An 18,471-nucleotide genomic window follows, 5' to 3' on the forward strand; every position below is an offset into this window, starting at 1 on the left:
GACGACGGCGCCGCGTCAGAGGCGAAGCTGTGTGCTCCGGTGGTCGGTACGTGCCACGTCGAGCAGCCCCGGCATGGCCGCAATCGGCCGCAGGCCCCGTCGGGTCATCTCGGCCTGGATCGCCTGGGCATCGCCGCCGCCGGGCTCCGCACTGGCCATGGCGAAGGCCAGCAGCAGGGATTCGTCGTCCATGAACTCCATGAGATCGGGGTCCAGCATCGGGTTCATCACCATCCTCCCATTCTATATCTGCATCAATAACAAGCAGATCGCCCGCTGGTTGCGAATGCCGCCGGTTTCGAACCCGACGCCTGCGCCCTCTAGCGGGGCGGGGCCGCCTCGTTATAGACGGCGGCCTCGGAATTTGAGGCAAGACATGGTCGATGACAGCTGGGGCGTGACGCCGCCGCGCGGCGCACTGCGCGTCCGGACGAATGACAGTTTGGAGGAGCGCGCCGCCGCACGGGCCAGGGCGCGCGAGGCACGGGCGGGCGAGCGCAGCACGCTGATGGCCGGGCGGATGGAGGCGCGCGCCGCGTTGCGCGAGCGCGAGACGCTGGCCCGCGAAGCCGAACGCGCCGCCCGGCGCGAGGCGGAGGAAGCCGCCGCCGCCAGGGACCCCCATGCCGCCGCCGCCAAGCGCCACCGCACCTCGGGACGCAAGGACGTGGTGCGCGAGCAGCGCGATACGCGGGGATACGCCACGGTGGTCGACGAGGGCCGGATTCGCGAATTGTCGAAGCGGGGCGCGTCCCTGTCGGGGCTGGCGGCGGCGTTCGGGATTACCGCCGAAGAGGTCACGCAAATTCTGGCGACGGCGGAGGAATGATCTTCCTGGAGCCGATCGACATTCATCCTCCCCCTTCTTCCCCTCTCCCGTGGACAGGGGAAGAAGGGCATAGCCGCATGTCGATCCACCCTAACGCCTTGCTTACCGAATTAGGCTAAAGCCCGCATTCCATGGCCGATTCCGCCCCGCACTCCCCGCGCCCGCCGCGTCCCCGCTCCGCCGTCAGTCGGGGTGTCGGACTGGCCGGGCTGGCGGGTTCGCTGGGCTGGATCGCTTTTGCACGGTGGCGGCATCTCGACGGGCCTTATGCGGCGTTGCTGCATCTGGTCTGTGCGGGCGTGCCGATGCTGCTCTGGTCGGTGCTGGTCGACAAGGTGCATCGCCATGCCTCGACCGGGATCGACTGGGCGAATCCCCGTCCCGCCCGCGAGACGCTGGACATCAGCCTGACCAAGCTGGCCGGGCTGTGGGCGACATTCGGCGGGATCGCGCTGATCTTCGCGACGGGGCGCTTCTATTGGCAGGGGATTTTCGCCTTTGCCATGTGGTGCCTGGGATGGATCGCGCCGGTGCTGTTCCTGCTGTCCATCCCGTACGTCATCTGGCTCGACCGGCGGCTGGTCGAGCCGAAGGACGGTGCGTGGATGCTGGGCGCATGGCTGACCGGGCAGCCGGGCGTGGATCGGCGCGCCATCTACGCGCATCTGCGATCCTGGGCGGTGAAGGCGTTCTTCCTGCCCTTCATGCTCGGCGTCGTGCCGGGCGGGTTCGGCATGTTCGTGCGGACGGACCTGAGCGTCGCGCTGCACGATCCGGTGGCGCTGGCCAATTGGCTGATCACACTGATGTTCCTGATCGACGTCGCCTTTGCGACGATCGGGTACATGCTGACCATGCGGCCGCTCGATGCGCATATCCGCTCGGCCAATCCTTATGCGGCGGCCTGGGCAGCGGCGCTGATCTGTTACCCGCCGACGATCCTGATGGGCGATAACGGGCCGCTCAACTATCGGCCGGGGACCGCCGAGTGGAGCTACTGGTTCGCGGGGCATCCGCTGGTGCTGGCGGTGACGGGCGCGGTGCTGGTCGCTCTGACCGCCATCTATGCCTGGTCGACCGTGGCGTTCGGTATCCGCTTTTCCAATTTGACGCACCGGGGCATCCTGACCCACGGGCCCTATGCGGTGTCGCGACACCCGGCCTATCTGTCGAAGAACATCTTCTGGTGGATCGCGACGATCCCGATCCTGTCGACCGGGACCTGGGTGGACGCAAGCCGCAGCACGGTGCTGCTCGGGGTGGTCAGCGGAATCTATTACTGGCGCGCGCGGACCGAGGAGCGGCATCTGTCGGCCGATCCGGCCTATCGGGATTATTATGAGTGGATGGAGCGGTACGGAGTGGTGCCGCGATTCTTCAGATGGGTTTTGGGGCGGGGGTAGGCCCTTGGCCTTCGACTTCGCTCAGGCTGAACGGATCGTGGGATATAACCCTGATCGCCGTTCAGGCTGAGCGAAGTCGAAGGCCACGCTGCTCCATCAGAAGCTCGCCTCGCCATACACCCGCGAGATGTCGCCGCCCCAATCGCCATGATAGCGGTCGAGCAGCACCTGCGCAGGCACCTTGCCCGAGCGGACGATCTCGCGCAGCGGATCGAGGAAGCCGGTCTCGTTATCCCCCGCCCCGTTCAACCGCGCGCGCGCCGCCAACCCGGCATGCGCGATATCGAGCACCTCGCCCGCGATATCGCGCAACCGCCCGCCCCCCGGCAGCGGCGCATCCAGCGCCAGTTCCGGCACCGAGTCGCGCAGCGCCTGCCGCTCGTCGAGCGACCAGTCCTTGACCAGATCCCACGCCGCATCCAGCGCGCCGTTGTCGTACAACAACCCGACCCAGAGCGCGGGCAGCGCACAGATGCGGTTCCACGGACCACCATCGGCGCCGCGCATCTCCAGGAAGGTCTTCAACCGCACTTCGGGGAAGGCGGTCGAGAGGTGATCGTTCCAGTCGTCGATCGTCGGCAGCTCGCCGGGCAGGACCGACAGCTCGCCCTTCAGGAAGTCGCGGAACGACAGACCCGCCGCGTCGATATACTTGCCCTCGCGGTAGACGAAGTACATCGGCACATCGAGCGCATAGTCGGCATAGCGCTCATAGCCGAAACCCTCCTCGAACACGAAGGGCAGCATGCCGGTGCGCGCCGGGTCGGTGTCCGACCAGATATGGCTGCGGAAGGACAGCTTGCCGTTGGGCTTGCCTTCGGTGAAGGGCGAGTTGGCGAACAAGGCAGTCGCCAGCGGCTGGAGCGCGAGGCCGACGCGGAACTTCTTCACCATGTCCGCCTCGGACGCGTAGTCGAGATTCACCTGGATCGTCGACGTCCGCAGCATCATGTCGAGGCCGAGCGAGCCGACGCGCGGCATGTGGCGCAGCATGATCGCATAGCGACCCTTGGGCATGATGGGCAGCTCGGCGCGGGTCTTGTCCGGCCACATGCCCAGCCCCAGGAAACCGACGCCCAGCTTGTCGCCCGCCGCCTTCACCTGTTGCAGGTGGCGCCCCGTCTCGGCACAGGTCTGATGCAGATTGTCGAGCGGCGCGCCCGACAATTCGAACTGGCCCGCAGGCTCCAGGCTGATCGAGCCGTCCGCGCCGGTCAGCGCGATGACGTTGCCGCCCTCCATGACCGGCGCCCAGCCATATTGCTCCAGTTGCCCAAGCAGCGCGCGGATGCCCGAGGCTTCGTCGTAGGACGGCGCGTGATGGTCGCCCAGCGCATAGACGAACTTCTCGTGCTCGGTCCCTATCCGCCAGCGATCGCTGGGTTTTTCGCCGCGCGCGAAGCTGGCGATCAACTGGTCGCGCGACTCGATGATGGCGCTCTTGGCTGTGCTCGCGGTCTTGGTGCTCATGAACCGCGCCTTACGCGGGCGCGCGCGTCCACGCCATAGGCTGAATCAACGCCAGTCCCCCGCCGCCGCCATCCAGAGGGACACCGCCGCCGCCGCCGCGGTATCGGCGCGCAGGATACGGGGGCCCAGGCCGATGCCGATGGCGGCGGGATGCGCGCGGATCGCCTCGCGCTCCTCCGCGTCGAAGCCGCCCTCGGGCCCGATCAGGATCGCCGCCGGGCCGTTATGCGCCCGCATCGCCTCCAGTGCGGGCACGCCGCCGGTCTCGTCGGCGAAGAACAGCGCGCGTTCCGGCGACCAGTCGCGCAGCAGCGCCGCCAGCTTCACCGGCTCGGCCACCTCGGGCAGCGCGGTGCGGCCGCATTGTTCGGCCGCTTCGATCATGTGCGCACGCAGCCGTTCGGTATTGGGCTTGTCGACCACGGTGCGGCGGGTGACGACGGGGACCAGCCTTGCCACGCCCAGTTCGCACGCCTTTTCGGCCAGCCAGTCGACCCGGCCCTTTTTGAGCGGCGCGGCGCACAGCCACAGATCGGGCACCGCCTCTCGCTCGCGAAGCAATTCGGTGACGTCCAGCGTCAGGTCACGCTTGCCGACCGAGGCGGCGACGCCCAGCCATTCGCCGGTCCGGTCGTCGAACAGCTTGACCGGATCGCCGACCTTGGTCCGCATCACCGATACCAGATAATGCGCCGCCGGACCGTCGATGCGGATCGGCCCCTCGGCCAGGGGCTGGTCGACGAACAGGCGGGGCGTGGATTGCGGCGGCCAGGCGGGGGTAGCGGGCATGGGCTTCGCTTACACGGGTCGCGTCGCACTTGCCACTTTTGCGGCTTCGGGTGTTGTCTGTCGCGAAAGGACGGACGATGGGCAAACATTACCAAGAGGAACTGGAGTCGCTGCAACTCGCGCTGGTGCGCACCCAGATGGCGATGGCGGGATCGGACGAACGCGTAGTGATCGTGCTGGAGGGCCGGGACGGGGCGGGCAAGGACGGCACGATCAAGCGGATCACCGAGCATCTCTCGGTCCGCGCGACCCGCGTGGTCGCACTGCCCAAGCCGTCCGACCGCGAACGCACGCAATGGTATTTCCAGCGCTACGCCACGCACCTGCCCGCCGCCGGGGAAATCGTGATCTTCAACCGCAGCTGGTACAATCGTGCAGGCGTCGAGGTGGTGATGGGCTTCTCCACCGCCACCGAGCAGGAGGCGTTCCTGCGCGACGCCCCCGATTTCGAACGGATGCTGGTCGAAAGCGGCATCAGGCTGGTCAAGATCTGGCTCGACATCTCGAAGAAGGAACAGGAAGAGCGGCTGGAGGCGCGCCGCACCGATCCGCTCAAGGCGCTGAAAGTGTCGGACATGGACAAGGTCGCCCAGGCCAAATGGGCCGATTATTCGGCGGCGCGCGACACGATGCTGACCCGCACCCACACCCCCTTCGCACCCTGGCATGTTGTGCGCGCCGACAACAAGAAGGACGCCCGGATCGCGATCATCCGCCACATCCTGCGCTGCATCGCCCCCGCCGATATCGCGGGCGACGTGAAGGCGCCCGACCCGGAAATCCTGTTCCCGTTCGACATGGCCGCGCTGGAGGACGGGCGGCTGGCCAAATAGGGTTACGGCAAGATTAGGCAAATCTTCATGGGGGCCATGATAGCGGGGGCGCGAATCCCCAGCGTCGAGGATCGTCCAGGATGTTGCCCCCTGCCCCCCGTATCGCCGCGACGCTGATCGTCCGCAATGAAGCACGCTGCCTGGCGCGCTGCCTGGGAAGCGTCGCGCCGTTCGTGGACCGCATGGTGGTGCTCGACACGGGTTCGACGGACGATAGCGTCGCTATCGCTCAGGCCGCGGGTGCCGAGGTGCATCATCTGCCCTGGCCGGACAGCTTCTCGGTCGCGCGGAATCATCTGCTCGATCTGGCCGACAGCGACTGGGCGCTGATGCTGGATGCCGACGAATGGCTGGTCACGGGCGGCGAGCTGTTGCGCGAATGGTGCGACGGCCCGGCGCGGCTGGGGCGAGTGTGCATCCATAACCAGCATGACGATGGCGAGACGGCGACGCGCAGCTGGATCACCCGGCTGATCCCGCGCGGCGCGCGCTATGAGGGCCGCGTGCACGAGCAGGTCGCGTCACCGCTGCCGCGCGTTCCCCTGCCCCTGCATGTGGCGCATGACGGCTATCTGGCCGCGCAGATCGTCCCCAAGCGGAACCGCAACCATATCCTGTTGCTGCGCGATCTGGCCGAGCAGCCGGACGATCCGTACCTCCATTACCAGATCGCCCGCGACGCCCGGATGCGCGACGATCTGGACGCGGCCTGCACCCATTTCGCCCAGGCGCTGGCGCTGACCCCGGCGGATGCGAACTGGCGGCACGAGTTGGTCGTCACGGCGATCACGGTCCTGACAAAGGCCGCGCGGCTGGACGAGGCGCTGGCGCTGGCCGACCGGGAAATGCCGCATTGGCCGGAATCGCCCGACTTCTTCTTCGTGCTCGGCGACCTGCTGCTCGACCGGGCCATGGCCGATCCGGCCAATGCGATCGGGCATTGGCTGCCCTTGGCGGAAGGGTCCTGGCAACGCTGTCTGGCGATCGGCGAGCGTCCCGAGCTGGAAGGCAGCGTGGCGGGGCGCGGCAGCCATCTGGCGCAGCATAATCTGGACGTCATCCGCTCGCAGCTGGCGATGCTGGCGGCCTAGCGCCGCCGCCGGATCAGCCACCACATCACGCCCAGCACGACGCCGACGAGCAGGACCACGCCGCCGACCATCTCGGCGACGCGCAGGATCGCCCAGAACAACGCCTCGACGAAACGGCCGACCGCGACCGACAGGCCGATCATGAGGCGAGGCTATGGCGGCAGGACACGGTCCGACGATAGCGGCGAACGCCCTTGCGCGCCACGGGTCGCGGTCATAGGCCGCATGCCATGACCATCGAGCCCATGACCGTCGAGATCGTACCCGATAGCGAGCATAAGGGACTGGTCGGGCGGCTGCCGCCCCGGCTGCGCGGGCTGGCGCTGCTGGCCCGGTTCGACCGACCGATCGGCTGGTGGCTGCTGTTCTGGCCCGGCGTCTGGGCGATCGCGCTGGCGGGCGGGCTGCCGGACCGCTGGACGCTGGTCCTGTGGTTCCTGCTCGGTTCCATCGCGATGCGCGGTGCGGGATGCGTGTTCAACGACATCGTCGACCGCGATCTGGATGCCCAGGTGGCGCGGACACGGGCGCGACCGATCCCGTCGGGACTGGTATCGGTGAAGCTGGCGGCGGTCTGGCTGGTCGCGCTGTGCCTGATCGGCCTCGTCGTCCTCGTCCAGTTGCGTCCGCTCGCCGCGATCGTCGCGGTGGCCAGCCTGGCGCCGGTCGCGGCCTATCCCTTCATGAAGCGGATCACCTGGTGGCCGCAGGCATGGCTGGGCATGGTGTTCAGCTGGGCCGCACTGGTCGGCTGGGCCGAGGTGGCTGGTTCGCTCTCGGCACCACTGTGGCTGCTCTATGCGGGGTCGATCGCCTGGGTGATCGGCTATGACACCATCTATGCGCTGCAGGACCGCGAGGACGATGCGCTGATCGGGGTGCGCTCGTCTGCGCTGCGCATGGGGGCGCATGTGAAGCCGGGGGTCGGGGCGTTCTACCTGGCGGCGGTGCTGTGCTGGGCGGGGGCGATCTGGCTGGTGCGACCGGACGCGATTGCGCTGGCGGCGCTGGTGCCGGTGGCGCTGCATCTGGGGTGGCAGGTGGCGACGTTGAAGCCTGACGATGGCGCGGGGGCGCTGCACCGGTTCCGATCGAATCGCTTTGCCGGTTTGCTGATGGCGCTGGCCTGTACGGTGGTGGGGTCGTCTCTCTAAAATCGATCGACATTCAACCCCCTCTTCCCTCTCCCCTGGACAGGGGAGAGGGTTAGCGGAGCTTGCCAGCGTGCTGGCTAGCGCAGCTTGGGTGAGGGGTTGAGCGAGCCAAAGGCTCGCGCGCTCGCGGATGCGAGCGCGGCACCCCTCACCCAGCTCCGACTAAGCCTTTGCTTTCGCAAAGACCAAGTCTGCGCAACCCTCTCCCCTCTGCGAGGGGCGAGGGAAGAAGGGCACGGCTGAATGTCGATCCGCTCTAAATCCTTCTTGGTACGAGGATTGTTGAATCGCGCAACGCTTTGGCGGGTTGTCGGTTCTCGGAAACTCCGTCACACCTGAAGGTCGATGACCGTAGCCACGCCCGCCACCCGCTCGCTTGCCGAAAGCCATCGTTCGATCGTCATTCCGGAGGGCGCGTCCTTCCTGCGGCGGTTGTTAGCCTTTGCCGGGCCCGGCTATCTGGTCGCGGTCGGCTATATGGACCCCGGCAACTGGGCGACCGACATCGCGGGCGGATCGGCCTATGGCTATGCGCTGCTGTCGGTCATCCTGCTGTCCAACATCATGGCGATGATCCTGCAGGCTTTGTCGGCGCGCCTCGGCATCGCGGCCGGGCTGGACCTGGCACAGGCATGCCGGGCGGCTTACTCCAAGCCGGTCTCGCGCATCCTCTGGCTGCTCTGCGAGATCGCGATCATCGCCTGCGACCTGGCCGAAGTGCTGGGCACCGCCATCGCGCTGCAACTGCTGTTCGACCTGCCGCTGGTCTGGGGCGTGCTCATCACCGGGCTGGACGTCCTCCTGATCCTGGCGCTCCAGCGTTACGGCTTCCGCAAGGTCGAGGCGTTCATCATCGCGCTGCTCCTCATCATCGGCGGCTGTTTCCTCTATGAGCTGATCGCCTCGCGCCCCGATCCGGGCGCCGTCATGGCGGGTTTCATCCCGACGACGCGGATCGTGACCGACCCGGCGATGCTCTACATCGCGATCGGCATATTGGGCGCGACGGTGATGCCGCATAATCTGTATCTGCACTCCTCGGTGGTGCAGACCCGCGCCTTCGGCCTGACCACGGAAGGCAAGCGCGACGCGATCAAGATGGCGACGATCGACAGTACGGTCGCCCTGTTCTTCGCCTTCTTCATCAACGCCGCGATCCTGATCGTGGCGGCGGCCACCTTCCATGTCGCAGGCCGCACCGATGTCGCCGAGATCGACCAGGCATACCGGCTGCTCGCCCCGATGCTGGGCGCAGGCGCGGCGAGCGTGGTGTTCGGCGTGGCGCTGCTCGCCTCGGGCCAGAACTCGACCGTCACGGGGACGCTGGCCGGGCAGATCGTGATGGAGGGATTCCTCGACCTGCGGCTCGCGCCCTGGCTGCGGCGGCTGATCACGCGCGGGCTGGCGATCGTGCCCGCCGTGCTGGTCGTGGGGGCCAGCGGTCAGGCGGGCGCGACGAAGCTCCTGGTCCTCAGCCAGGTCATCCTCAGCCTGCAACTGCCCTTCGCGGTGGTGCCGCTGGTCCGCTTCACCGCGAACAAGGGGATGATGGGGCCCTTTGCCAGTCCCGTATGGCTGCGCATCTTAGCGTGGATCATTGCGGCGATTATCATCGGCCTTAACCTGACCTTGTTGTGGGGTCTGGCAACGGGCTGATCTCGTTTTCGCAGTTGCGAAGGAATGCCGCGTGACTTCACCCCTTACGCGGCTAATCTGGGTGCAACTGGATCGACAGGGACGCCCGAATCAATGACGACCACCATCACCACCTTGCATGTCGACGACACCGGGCCGCTGGCCGACGCCATTGTCGACACGCTGGTGCACCGGATCGGCAAGGACGCCGCCAATGCGCGGCGGCACGACTGGTTGGCCGCGACCATCCTGACCGTCCGTAACGACATCATCGAGCGCTGGATGGCCTCTACCCGCGAAGCCCATGCGGCGGGGGCCAAGCGGGTCTATTATCTCAGCCTGGAGTTCCTGATCGGCCGGCTGCTGCGGGACGCGCTGTCCAATATGGGCGTGATGGCGCAGGTGGCGGGCGCCCTCCAGACCCTGGGCGTCGATCTCGCCGAGCTGGAGGAGATCGAACCCGACGCGGCGCTCGGCAATGGCGGCCTCGGCCGACTGGCGGCGTGCTTCATGGAAAGCCTCGCCAGCCTCGACCTGCCCGCCTATGGCTATGGCATCCGTTATGTAAACGGCATGTTCCGCCAGCGCATCGACGATGGCTGGCAGGTCGAACTGCCCGAAACCTGGCTCAGCCATGGCAACCCCTGGGAGTTCGAGCGTCGCGAGAGCGCCTATTTCGTCGGCTTCGGCGGCGAGGTGATCGGCACCGAGAGCGGCGCCGTCCACTGGAAACCCGCCGAGGCGGTCGAGGCGGTGGCGGTCGACACGCCCGTCGTCGGCTGGCGCGGCAAGCGGGTCAACACGCTGCGCCTGTGGACCGCGCAGGCGATCGACCCCATCCGGCTCGATCGCTTCAATGCGGGCGATTATACCGGCGCGCTGGCCGGGCAGCTGGCGGCGGAGACTTTGGTCCGCGTCCTCTATCCCTCGGACAGCTCGCCTGCCGGGCAGGAATTGCGGCTGCGGCAGGAATATTTCTTCTCCTCCGCCTCGCTCCAGGACATCGTCCGGCGGCACATCCAGTATTTCAAGGATATCCGCACCCTGCCCGACAAGGCGGCGATCCAGCTGAACGATACCCATCCGGCGGTGTCGGTCGCCGAGCTGATGCGTCTGCTGGTCGATCATCACGATCTGGGTTTCGAGGAGGCGTGGGAGATCACCCGCCGCACCTTCGGCTATACCAACCACACGCTGTTGCCCGAGGCGCTGGAAAGCTGGCCGCTGCATCTGTTCGAGCGGCTGCTGCCGCGTCACATGCAGCTGATCTATGCGATCAATGCCAAGCTGCTGCGCGAGGCCCGCGCCGTCGAGGACATGGACGACCGGGCCATCGCCGCGATCAGCCTGATCGACGAGGGCGGCGAGCGCCGGGTGCGCATGGCGAACCTGGCCTTTGCGGGCAGCCACAGCGTCAACGGCGTCGCCGCGCTTCATACCGAGCTGATGAAGAAGACGGTCTTCGCCGACCTGCATCGCCTCTATCCGACGCGGATCAACAACAAGACCAACGGCATCACGCCGCGCCGCTGGTTGCAGCAATGCAATCCGCAACTGACCGCGCTGATCCGCGAGGCGATCGGACCGGGTTTCGAGGATGACGCACAAAAATTGATAGCGCTCACGGAATTTGCGCAGGACGCGAATTTCAGGGAACGCTTTCTGGCGATCAAACGTTCCAACAAAGTGGGGCTTGGGAATTATCTTCGGGAATCGACAGGACTTCGGGTAGACCCCGATGCGCTGTTCGACGTCCAGATCAAACGCATCCACGAATATAAGCGCCAGTTGCTCAACATCATCGAGACGGTGGCGCTGTACGACCAGATCCGCAGCCATCCCGAGCGTGACTGGACGCCGCGCGTCAAGCTGTTCGCGGGAAAAGCGGCCTCCAGCTATCACAATGCCAAGCTGGTCATCAAACTGGCCAATGACGTGGCCCGCCGGATCAATTCGGACCCCAGCGTCGGCCACCTGCTGAAGGTCGGGTTCATCCCGAACTACAATGTCAGCCTGGCCGAGAAGATCATTCCCGCCGCCGATCTGTCCGAACAGATTTCGACCGCGGGCATGGAGGCGTCGGGCACCGGCAACATGAAGTTCGCGCTGAACGGCGCGCTGACCATCGGCACGCTCGACGGCGCCAATGTCGAGATCAAGGAACATGTCGGCGACGATCATATCGTCATCTTCGGCCTGACCGCCGACGAGGTCGCCGCCAAGCGCCGCGACGGCTACAACCCGCGCGAAGTGATCGAGGGCAGCCCGGAGCTACGCCAGGCCGTCTCCGCCATCGCCTCGGGCGTGTTCTCGCCCGACGATCCCGGCCGTTATGCCGGATTGATGGGCGGGCTGTACGATGGCGACTGGTTCATGGTCGCCGCCGATTTCGATGCCTATGCCGCCGCGCAACGCAGCGTGGACACACGCTGGCAGGACCAGGCGGGCTGGGCGACCTCGGCCATCCATAATGTCGCGAAAGTCGGATGGTTCTCCTCCGATCGCACCATCCGGCAATATGCCGAGGAAATCTGGAACGTGATGTGAAGCCACCCCGTGCCGCTCTGGATGCCCTGATCGAGGGCCGCAACGCCGATCCCTTCGCGTTGCTGGGACCCCATGAAGGACCGGGCGGCACGTTCCTGCGGGCGCTGGTGCCGGGTGCGGAGGCGGTCACGGCCTTCGACCTGTCCGGCGCGGCGCTGGGCGACCTGAAGAGCGTCGATGCGCGCGGCCTGTTCGAGGGAGCGGTCGAAGGCCCCGCCCAGCCGGTCAAGTACCGCGCCTGCGGCCACGGCGCGGAATGGTGGATCACCGATCCGTACAGCTTCGGCCCCGTGCTCGGCCCGCTCGACGACTTCCTGATGGGCGAAGGCAATCACTTCCGGCTCTATGACAAGATGGGCGCGCACCTGATCGAGCATCAGGGCGTGGCGGGCGTGCACTTCGCCGTCTGGGCCCCCAATGCCGAGCGAGTCGCGGTGGTCGGCGACTTCAACGACTGGAACCCCGGCCGCCACGTCATGCGCCGCCGCCTGGATGTCGGCGTATGGGAAATCTTCATCCCCGATATCGGCGAGGGCCGCGCCTACAAGTTCGCCATCACCGGCCCGCATGGCGCGGAACAGCCGATGAAGGCCGACCCCTTCGCCTTCGCCGCCGAATTGCGACCCAAGACCGCCTCGGTGACGACCGCTCCGCCAGCCCATGTCTGGAAGGATGCCCCCCACCGCGAGCATTGGTCGAAGATCGACCCGCGCCGCGTGCCGATCAGCATCTATGAGGTCCATGCCGGGTCGTGGGACCGCGACGAGAATGGCTGGTATCTCAGCTGGGATGCGCTGGCCGACCGGCTGATCCCCTATGTGGTCGAGATGGGGTTCACCCATATCGAATTCCTGCCCATCTCCGAGCATCCGTACGATCCCAGCTGGGGCTATCAGACGACCGGGCTCTATGCTCCGTCGGCCCGCTTCGGCGATGTCGAGGGCTTCTCGCGCTTCGTCGACGGCGCGCACCGCGCCGGGGTGGGCGTGATCCTCGACTGGGTACCCGCCCACTTCCCCACCGACGCGCATGGCCTGTCGCATTTCGACGGCACCGCGCTCTACGAGCATGAGGACCCGCGCCAGGGTTTCCACCCCGACTGGAACACCGCCATCTATAATTTCGGGCGGCGCGAGGTTTCGAGCTTCCTGGTCAACAACGCGCTGTTCTGGCCCGAGCGTTATCATATCGACGGGCTTCGCGTGGATGCCGTCGCCTCGATGCTCTACCGCGATTACAGCCGCAAGGACGGCGAATGGGTGCCCAACGAGCAGGGCGGGCGCGAGAATTGGGAAGCGGTCGAGTTCCTCCGCCAGGTCAACCGGCAGGTTTACGGCCAGCATCCCGGCGTCTTCACCGTAGCCGAAGAGTCCACCGCCTGGCCCGGCGTCTCGGCGCCCGCGCATGACGGCGGGCTGGGCTTCGGCTTCAAGTGGAACATGGGCTTCATGCACGACACGCTCCAGTATATGGCGCGCGAGCCCGTGCATCGGCGGCACCATCATGGCGAGATCCTGTTCGGCCTGCATTACGCCTTTGACGAGAATTTCGTCCTGCCGCTCAGCCATGACGAAGTGGTCCATGGCAAGGGCAGCCTGCTGACCAAGATGGCGGGCGACGACTGGCAGAAATTCGCCAATCTTCGCGCCTATTACGCCTTCATGTGGGCCTATCCGGGCAAGAAGCTGTTGTTCATGGGCCAGGAATTCGCCCAGCGCGAGGAATGGTCGGAAGATCGTCCGCTCGACTGGCATCTGCGGTGCAGCCATGCGCATGAAGGCGTCCGCTCATTGGTCCGCGACCTGAACCACCTGTACCGCGACACGCCCGCGCTCCATGCCCGCGACTGCGAGCGCGAAGGCTTTGAATGGCTGGTCGCCGACGACAGTGCGCAATCGGTCTTCGCCTGGCTGCGCAAGGCGCCGGGGGAAAAGCCGGTCGCGGTCATCGCTAACATGACGCCGGTCGCCCGCGCCCCCTATCGCCTGCCGCTGCCGCATGACGGCCGCTGGACCGAGGTGCTGAACTCCGACGCGACGCAATATTGGGGCTCGGGCCTGGGCAATATGGGCGGCGTGGACGCCAGTGACGGTGCGGCCTGGGTGACGTTGCCGCCGCTGGCCACCGTCATGCTGCGCTTCGACGGCTGATCTGGATCGAGACTTTTACAAGAATACCAACGCCTTGCCTGCGCGTTGCGACATGAACACAAGGGACGGGAGACGGACGATGGACCTGAGGCGCGGACAACCGCTGGCGCGCGATGCCATGGCCTATGTGCTGGCGGGCGGTCGTGGCAGTCGCCTGATGGAACTGACCGACACCCGTGCCAAGCCCGCCGTCTATTTCGGCGGCAAGGCCCGGATCATCGACTTCGCCTTGTCCAACGCGATCAACTCCGGCATCCGCCGCATCGGCGTGGCGACCCAGTACAAGGCGCACTCGCTGATCCGCCACCTCCAGCGCGGCTGGAACTTCCTGCGCGACGAACGCAACGAGAGCTTCGACATCCTGCCCGCCAGCCAGCGGATCAGCGAATTCCAATGGTATGAGGGCACCGCCGACGCGGTGTTCCAGAATATCGACATCATCGAAAGCTATGCGCCCGAATTCATGGTCATCCTGGCGGGCGACCATGTCTACAAGATGGACTATGAGCTGATGCTCCAGCAGCATTGCGACAGCGGCGCCGACGTCACCGTCGCCTGTCTGGAGGTCTCGCGCGAGGAAGCGAGCGCGTTCGGCGTGATGCATGTCGACGAGACCGACCGCATCGTCGATTTCGTCGAAAAGCCCGCCGACCCGCCCTCCATCCCCGGCAATCCCGGCGTGTCGCTGGCGTCGCTGGGCATCTATGTCTTCCGCACCGCCTTCCTGTTCGAACAGCTGCGTCGCGATGCCGAGACGCCGGGGTCGAGCCGCGATTTCGGCAAGGATATCATCCCCTATCTGGTCGAGCATGGCAAAGCCCAGGCGCACCGCTTCTCGGCCAGCTGCGTCCGCTCGGAGGACGAACCCGGCGCCTATTGGCGCGACGTCGGCACCGTCGACGCTTATTGGGAGGCCAGCCTGGACCTGACCGACGTGGTGCCGCAGCTCGACCTGTACGACCGCAGCTGGCCGCTCTGGACCTATGCCGAGATCACCCCGCCCGCCAAATTCGTCCATGATGTCGAGGGACGGCGCGGATCGGCGGTGGCCAGCCTGATCGCGGGCGACTGCATCGTGTCGGGATCGTCGATCAACCGCTCGCTGCTGTCGACCGGGGTTCGCACGCACAGCTATGCGTCGCTCAACGAGGCCGTCGTCCTGCCCTTCTGCCAGATCGGACGGGGCGCCCAGTTGCGGCGCGTGATCCTCGATCGCGGCGTTAGGATTCCCGACGGCCTGGTGGTCGGGGAAGACCCGGTGCTCGACGCGCACCGGTTCCGGCGCACCGACAAGGGCATCTGCCTGATCACCCAGCCGATGATCGACCGTCTGGCCAACTGAAAGTCCCCATGACCCTTTCCGTCCTGTCGGTCGCCTCGGAGGCGTTCCCGCTCATCAAGACCGGCGGCCTCGCCGATGTGGTCGGCGCGCTGCCCGAGGCGCTGGCGCCGCACGACATCGCCGTCACCACGCTGATCCCCGGTTTCCCCAAGGTGATGCGCGCGATCGGCGAGGACGCCCCGCGCGTCCATCACTGGACGCACATCATCGGCACCGAAGCATATTTGCGCGAGGCGATGATCGGCACGCACCGCCTGCTGGTGATCGAGGCGCCGCAGCTTTGGGAGCGCGAGGGGCTTCCCTATGTCGATACCGGCGGAAACGACTGGCACGACAATTGGCGGCGCTTCGCGGTGCTGGCGCGCGCCGGGGCCGACCTCGCCTCGGGCGCGGTGCCGGGTTATGATTTCGACCTGCTCCATGCGCATGACTGGCAGGCGGCGCTCGCCCCCGCCTTTCTCCATTATGCGCCCGGCCCCGGCAAGGTCGCCAAGAGCATCGTCACCATCCACAATATCGCCTTTCAGGGCTCGTTCGCGGCGCACCACTTCCCCGATCTGGGCCTGCCCCCCGAAGCGTGGAGCGTCGACGGCGTCGAATATTATGGCCAGATCGGCTATCTGAAGGCGGGCCTGCGGACGGCGGATGCGATCACCACGGTCAGCCCGACCTATGCCGAGGAAATCCACCGGGTTCAGTATGGCATGGGGCTGGAGGGCCTGATCGCCGCGCGCGCCGAATGCGTCAGCGGCATCGTCAACGGCATCGACCCCGCCATCTGGAGTCCCAAGGCCGACCCCGCCCTACCCGCCCCCTTCACCGTCGACACGCTGGACGATCGCATCGCCAACAAGCGCGCGGTCGAACAGGCGTTCGGGCTGGACGAGGATGACAGCCCGATCCTCACCGTCATCAGCCGCCTGACCTGGCAAAAGGGCATGGACGTGCTGGTTGAGGTGATCGACGATCTGGTGGCGCTGGGCGGACGGCTGGTCGTACTCGGCACCGGAGACCCGGCGCTGGAGATCGCCTTCGCCACGGCGGCCCTTCGCCATCCGGGCCGCATGGCGGTGCGCGTCGGCTATGACGAGCCGGTCTCGCACCTGCTCCAGGGCGGATGCGACGCGATCGTCATCCCCTCGCGGTTCGAGCCGTGCGGGCTGACCCAGCTCTATGCGCTCGCCTATGGCTGCGTCCCCGTGGTCGCGCGCACGGGCGGGCTGGCCGATACGATCATCGACGCCAATGAGGCCGCGCTGGCCATGGGCGTGGCGACCGGGCTTCAGTTCGATACGGTCACCGCCGACAATATTGTTGCCGTGCTGCGTCGCACAATGAGACTATATGCCGACCAAGACCAATGGCGGACCATCCAGGTCAATGGCATGAATGCCGACTATAGCTGGCACCATAGCGGCCGCCACTATGCCGAACTCTATCGATCCGTGCTGGGGAACCCATGATCAAGACCGTCGCGACTGAGCCCTATCTCGACCAGAAGCCGGGCACCTCGGGCCTGCGCAAGAAGGTTCGCGTCTTTCAGCAGCGCAACTATGCCGAGAATTTCATCCAGTCGACGTTCGACGCGCTGGGCGACGAAAAGACTGGCGAGACGCTGGTGATCGGCGGCGACGGTCGTTTCCTGAACCGCGAAGTGATCCAGGTCGCGATCCGCATGGCGGCGGCGAACGGCTTTGCCCGCGTCGTGGTCGGCCAGGGCGGCATCCTGTCGACGCCTGCGGCCAGCAACGTGATCCGCCAGCGTAAGGCATTGGGCGGTCTGGTCCTGTCGGCCAGCCACAATCCGGGCGGGCCGGACGAAGACTTCGGCATCAAGTACAACATCTCGAACGGCGGCCCCGCGCCGGAAAAGGTGACGGACGCGATCCACGCCAACACCAAGTCGATCAGCCGCTGGCTGACCGTCGAGGCCGATGACATCGACCTGGATACGCCGGGCGAGGTGACGGTCGGCGACATGACGGTCGAGGTGATCGACTCGGTCGCGGACTATGCCGCGCTGATGGAAAGCCTGTTCGACTTCGCCGCGATCCGAAAGGCGGTCGAGGGCGGCTTTACCATGTCGTTCGACGCGATGAGCGCGGTGACCGGGCCGTACGCGACCGAGATTCTGGAGAACCGGCTGGGCTTCGCGCCCGGCACAGTGAAGAACGGCACGCCGCTCCCCGATTTCGGCGGGCATCATCCCGACCCCAATCTGGTCCATGCCAAGGACCTCTACGACCGGATGATGGCCCCGGACGCGCCCGATTTCGGCGCGGCCTCGGACGGTGACGGCGACCGCAACCTGATCATCGGGCGCGGGCGCTTCATCACGCCGTCGGACAGCCTGGCGATGCTGGCGGCGAACGCGCATCTGGCGCCCGCCTATGCTGGTGGCCTGAAGGGCATCGCCCGCTCCATGCCGACCAGCGCCGCCGCCGACCGCGTGGCCGAGAAGCTGGGCATCCCGGCGTACGAGACGCCGACCGGCTGGAAGTTCTTCGGTAACCTGCTGGACGCAGGCATGGCGACGATCTGCGGCGAGGAGAGCGCAGGAACCGGCTCGGACCATGTGCGCGAGAAGGACGGGCTGTGGGCGGTGCTGCTCTGGCTCAACATCCTTGCCGCCTCGGGCAAGTCGGTCGACCAGATCGCCCGCGATCACTGGGCGACCTATGGCCGCAACTATTATGCACGCCACGACTATGAGGGCGTCGAGAGCGAGCGTGCCGATGCGCTGATGGCCGATCTGCGCGCCAGGCTGGCCACCCTGCCGGGCGAGACGTTCGCGGGGCTGACGGTCGAGACGGCGGACGACTTCGCCTATACCGACCCGACCGACCAGTCGGTCAGCCGCAACCAGGGCATCCGCGTGTTGTTCGTGGGCGGCAGCCGCGTCGTGTTCCGTCTGTCGGGCACCGGCACCAGCGGCGCGACCCTGCGCGTCTATCTGGAGCGTTATTCGGCCGATCAGCTCGACCGCGAGACGCCGGAGATGCTCGCCGACATCATCGCGGCGGCGGACGAGATTGCAGGGATCACCCAGCATACCGGCCGCACCGAACCCGATGTGGTGACCTGATCCTACATCATTCCTCCCCTGCAAGGGGAGGGAGACCGCGGCGAAGCCGTGGTGGAGGGGTGTCACCCTCTCGATAGCGCGACACCCCTCCGTCATCGCCAGCGCGATGCCACCTCCCCTTCCAGGGGAGGAATTGCAATGCT

General features: G+C 66.5%; 15 protein-coding genes. 11 read left to right on the plus strand and 4 right to left on the minus strand.

Features of this window, described 5'->3' with window-relative positions:
- Positions 1–15: 15 nt before the first annotated feature.
- Positions 16–192 carry a hypothetical protein gene (locus ACQR50_RS15485; RefSeq protein WP_380772773.1) on the minus strand — a complete coding sequence of 59 codons (177 nt, stop codon included), beginning with the start codon at positions 190–192 and terminating at the stop codon, positions 16–18.
- Positions 193–376: 184 nt separating this feature from the next.
- On the opposite strand from ACQR50_RS15485, the gene ACQR50_RS15490 reads away from it, so the two are divergent.
- Positions 377–829 (plus strand): hypothetical protein, encoded by a 453-nt coding sequence (locus tag ACQR50_RS15490; protein ID WP_428968988.1) that lies wholly within the window; start codon positions 377–379, stop codon positions 827–829.
- Between the two features lie 131 nt (positions 830–960).
- Positions 961–2,232, plus strand: a complete 1,272-nt coding sequence (locus ACQR50_RS15495; protein WP_428968989.1) for a methyltransferase family protein — start codon at positions 961–963, stop codon at positions 2,230–2,232.
- 96 nt (positions 2,233–2,328) lie between these two features.
- Here the strand turns inward: ACQR50_RS15495 and ACQR50_RS15500 are convergent, their stop codons facing one another.
- A complete protein-coding gene (locus ACQR50_RS15500; protein WP_428968990.1) occupies positions 2,329–3,702 on the minus strand; it encodes a glutamate--cysteine ligase in 1,374 nt (457 codons plus the stop codon).
- Between the two features lie 45 nt (positions 3,703–3,747).
- The gene (locus tag ACQR50_RS15505) at positions 3,748–4,491 is read right to left on the minus strand and encodes a 16S rRNA (uracil(1498)-N(3))-methyltransferase (protein ID WP_428968991.1); all 744 of its coding nucleotides are present in this window, start codon (positions 4,489–4,491) and stop codon (positions 3,748–3,750) included.
- 77 nt (positions 4,492–4,568) lie between these two features.
- Here ACQR50_RS15505 and ppk2 point away from each other — a divergent pair, with 77 nt between their 5' ends.
- Entirely contained in the window at positions 4,569–5,324 is a 756-nt protein-coding gene (gene ppk2 / locus ACQR50_RS15510) for a polyphosphate kinase 2 (protein WP_428968992.1), read from the plus strand.
- Between the two features lie 80 nt (positions 5,325–5,404).
- Positions 5,405–6,415 carry a glycosyltransferase gene (locus ACQR50_RS15515; RefSeq protein WP_428968993.1) on the plus strand — a complete coding sequence of 337 codons (1,011 nt, stop codon included), beginning with the start codon at positions 5,405–5,407 and terminating at the stop codon, positions 6,413–6,415.
- Here ACQR50_RS15515 and ACQR50_RS15520 read toward each other — a convergent pair.
- Positions 6,412–6,558: a hypothetical protein gene (locus ACQR50_RS15520; protein WP_428968994.1), complete on the minus strand. Its 147-nt coding sequence runs from the start codon at positions 6,556–6,558 to the stop codon at positions 6,412–6,414. The genes ACQR50_RS15515 and ACQR50_RS15520 overlap by 4 nt on opposite strands.
- A gap of 102 nt (positions 6,559–6,660) precedes the next feature.
- Between ACQR50_RS15520 and ubiA the strand changes: the two genes are divergently transcribed.
- The 7 genes from ubiA to ACQR50_RS15555 all read left to right on the plus strand — a co-directional run bounded on the left by ubiA (position 6,661) and on the right by ACQR50_RS15555 (position 18,328).
- Positions 6,661–7,569, plus strand: a complete 909-nt coding sequence (gene ubiA / locus ACQR50_RS15525; protein ID WP_428970721.1) for a 4-hydroxybenzoate octaprenyltransferase — start codon at positions 6,661–6,663, stop codon at positions 7,567–7,569.
- Positions 7,570–7,914: 345 nt separating this feature from the next.
- Positions 7,915–9,225, plus strand: coding sequence for an Nramp family divalent metal transporter (locus tag ACQR50_RS15530; RefSeq protein WP_428968995.1), 1,311 nt, complete (start codon positions 7,915–7,917; stop codon positions 9,223–9,225).
- A 93-nt stretch (positions 9,226–9,318) separates the two neighbouring features.
- Positions 9,319–11,751 (plus strand): glycogen/starch/alpha-glucan phosphorylase, encoded by a 2,433-nt coding sequence (locus ACQR50_RS15535; RefSeq protein ID WP_428968996.1) that lies wholly within the window; start codon positions 9,319–9,321, stop codon positions 11,749–11,751.
- A complete protein-coding gene (gene glgB, locus ACQR50_RS15540) occupies positions 11,748–13,901 on the plus strand; it encodes a 1,4-alpha-glucan branching protein GlgB (RefSeq protein ID WP_428968997.1) in 2,154 nt (717 codons plus the stop codon). Before ACQR50_RS15535 ends, glgB begins: the two co-directional genes overlap by 4 nt.
- A gap of 79 nt (positions 13,902–13,980) precedes the next feature.
- A complete protein-coding gene (gene glgC, locus ACQR50_RS15545) occupies positions 13,981–15,243 on the plus strand; it encodes a glucose-1-phosphate adenylyltransferase (RefSeq protein WP_184105055.1) in 1,263 nt (420 codons plus the stop codon).
- Positions 15,244–15,251: 8 nt separating this feature from the next.
- Positions 15,252–16,706, plus strand: a complete 1,455-nt coding sequence (gene glgA, locus ACQR50_RS15550) for a glycogen synthase GlgA (protein ID WP_428968998.1) — start codon at positions 15,252–15,254, stop codon at positions 16,704–16,706.
- On the plus strand, positions 16,703–18,328 hold the full coding sequence (locus ACQR50_RS15555; protein WP_428968999.1) for an alpha-D-glucose phosphate-specific phosphoglucomutase: 1,626 nt from the start codon (positions 16,703–16,705) through the stop codon (positions 18,326–18,328). Before glgA ends, ACQR50_RS15555 begins: the two co-directional genes overlap by 4 nt.
- Positions 18,329–18,471 lie beyond the last annotated feature (143 nt).

This window comes from Sphingomonas sp. Xoc002 (genome assembly GCF_050408055.1).
Taxonomy (GTDB): Bacteria; Pseudomonadota; Alphaproteobacteria; order Sphingomonadales; family Sphingomonadaceae; genus Sphingomonas; species Sphingomonas yabuuchiae.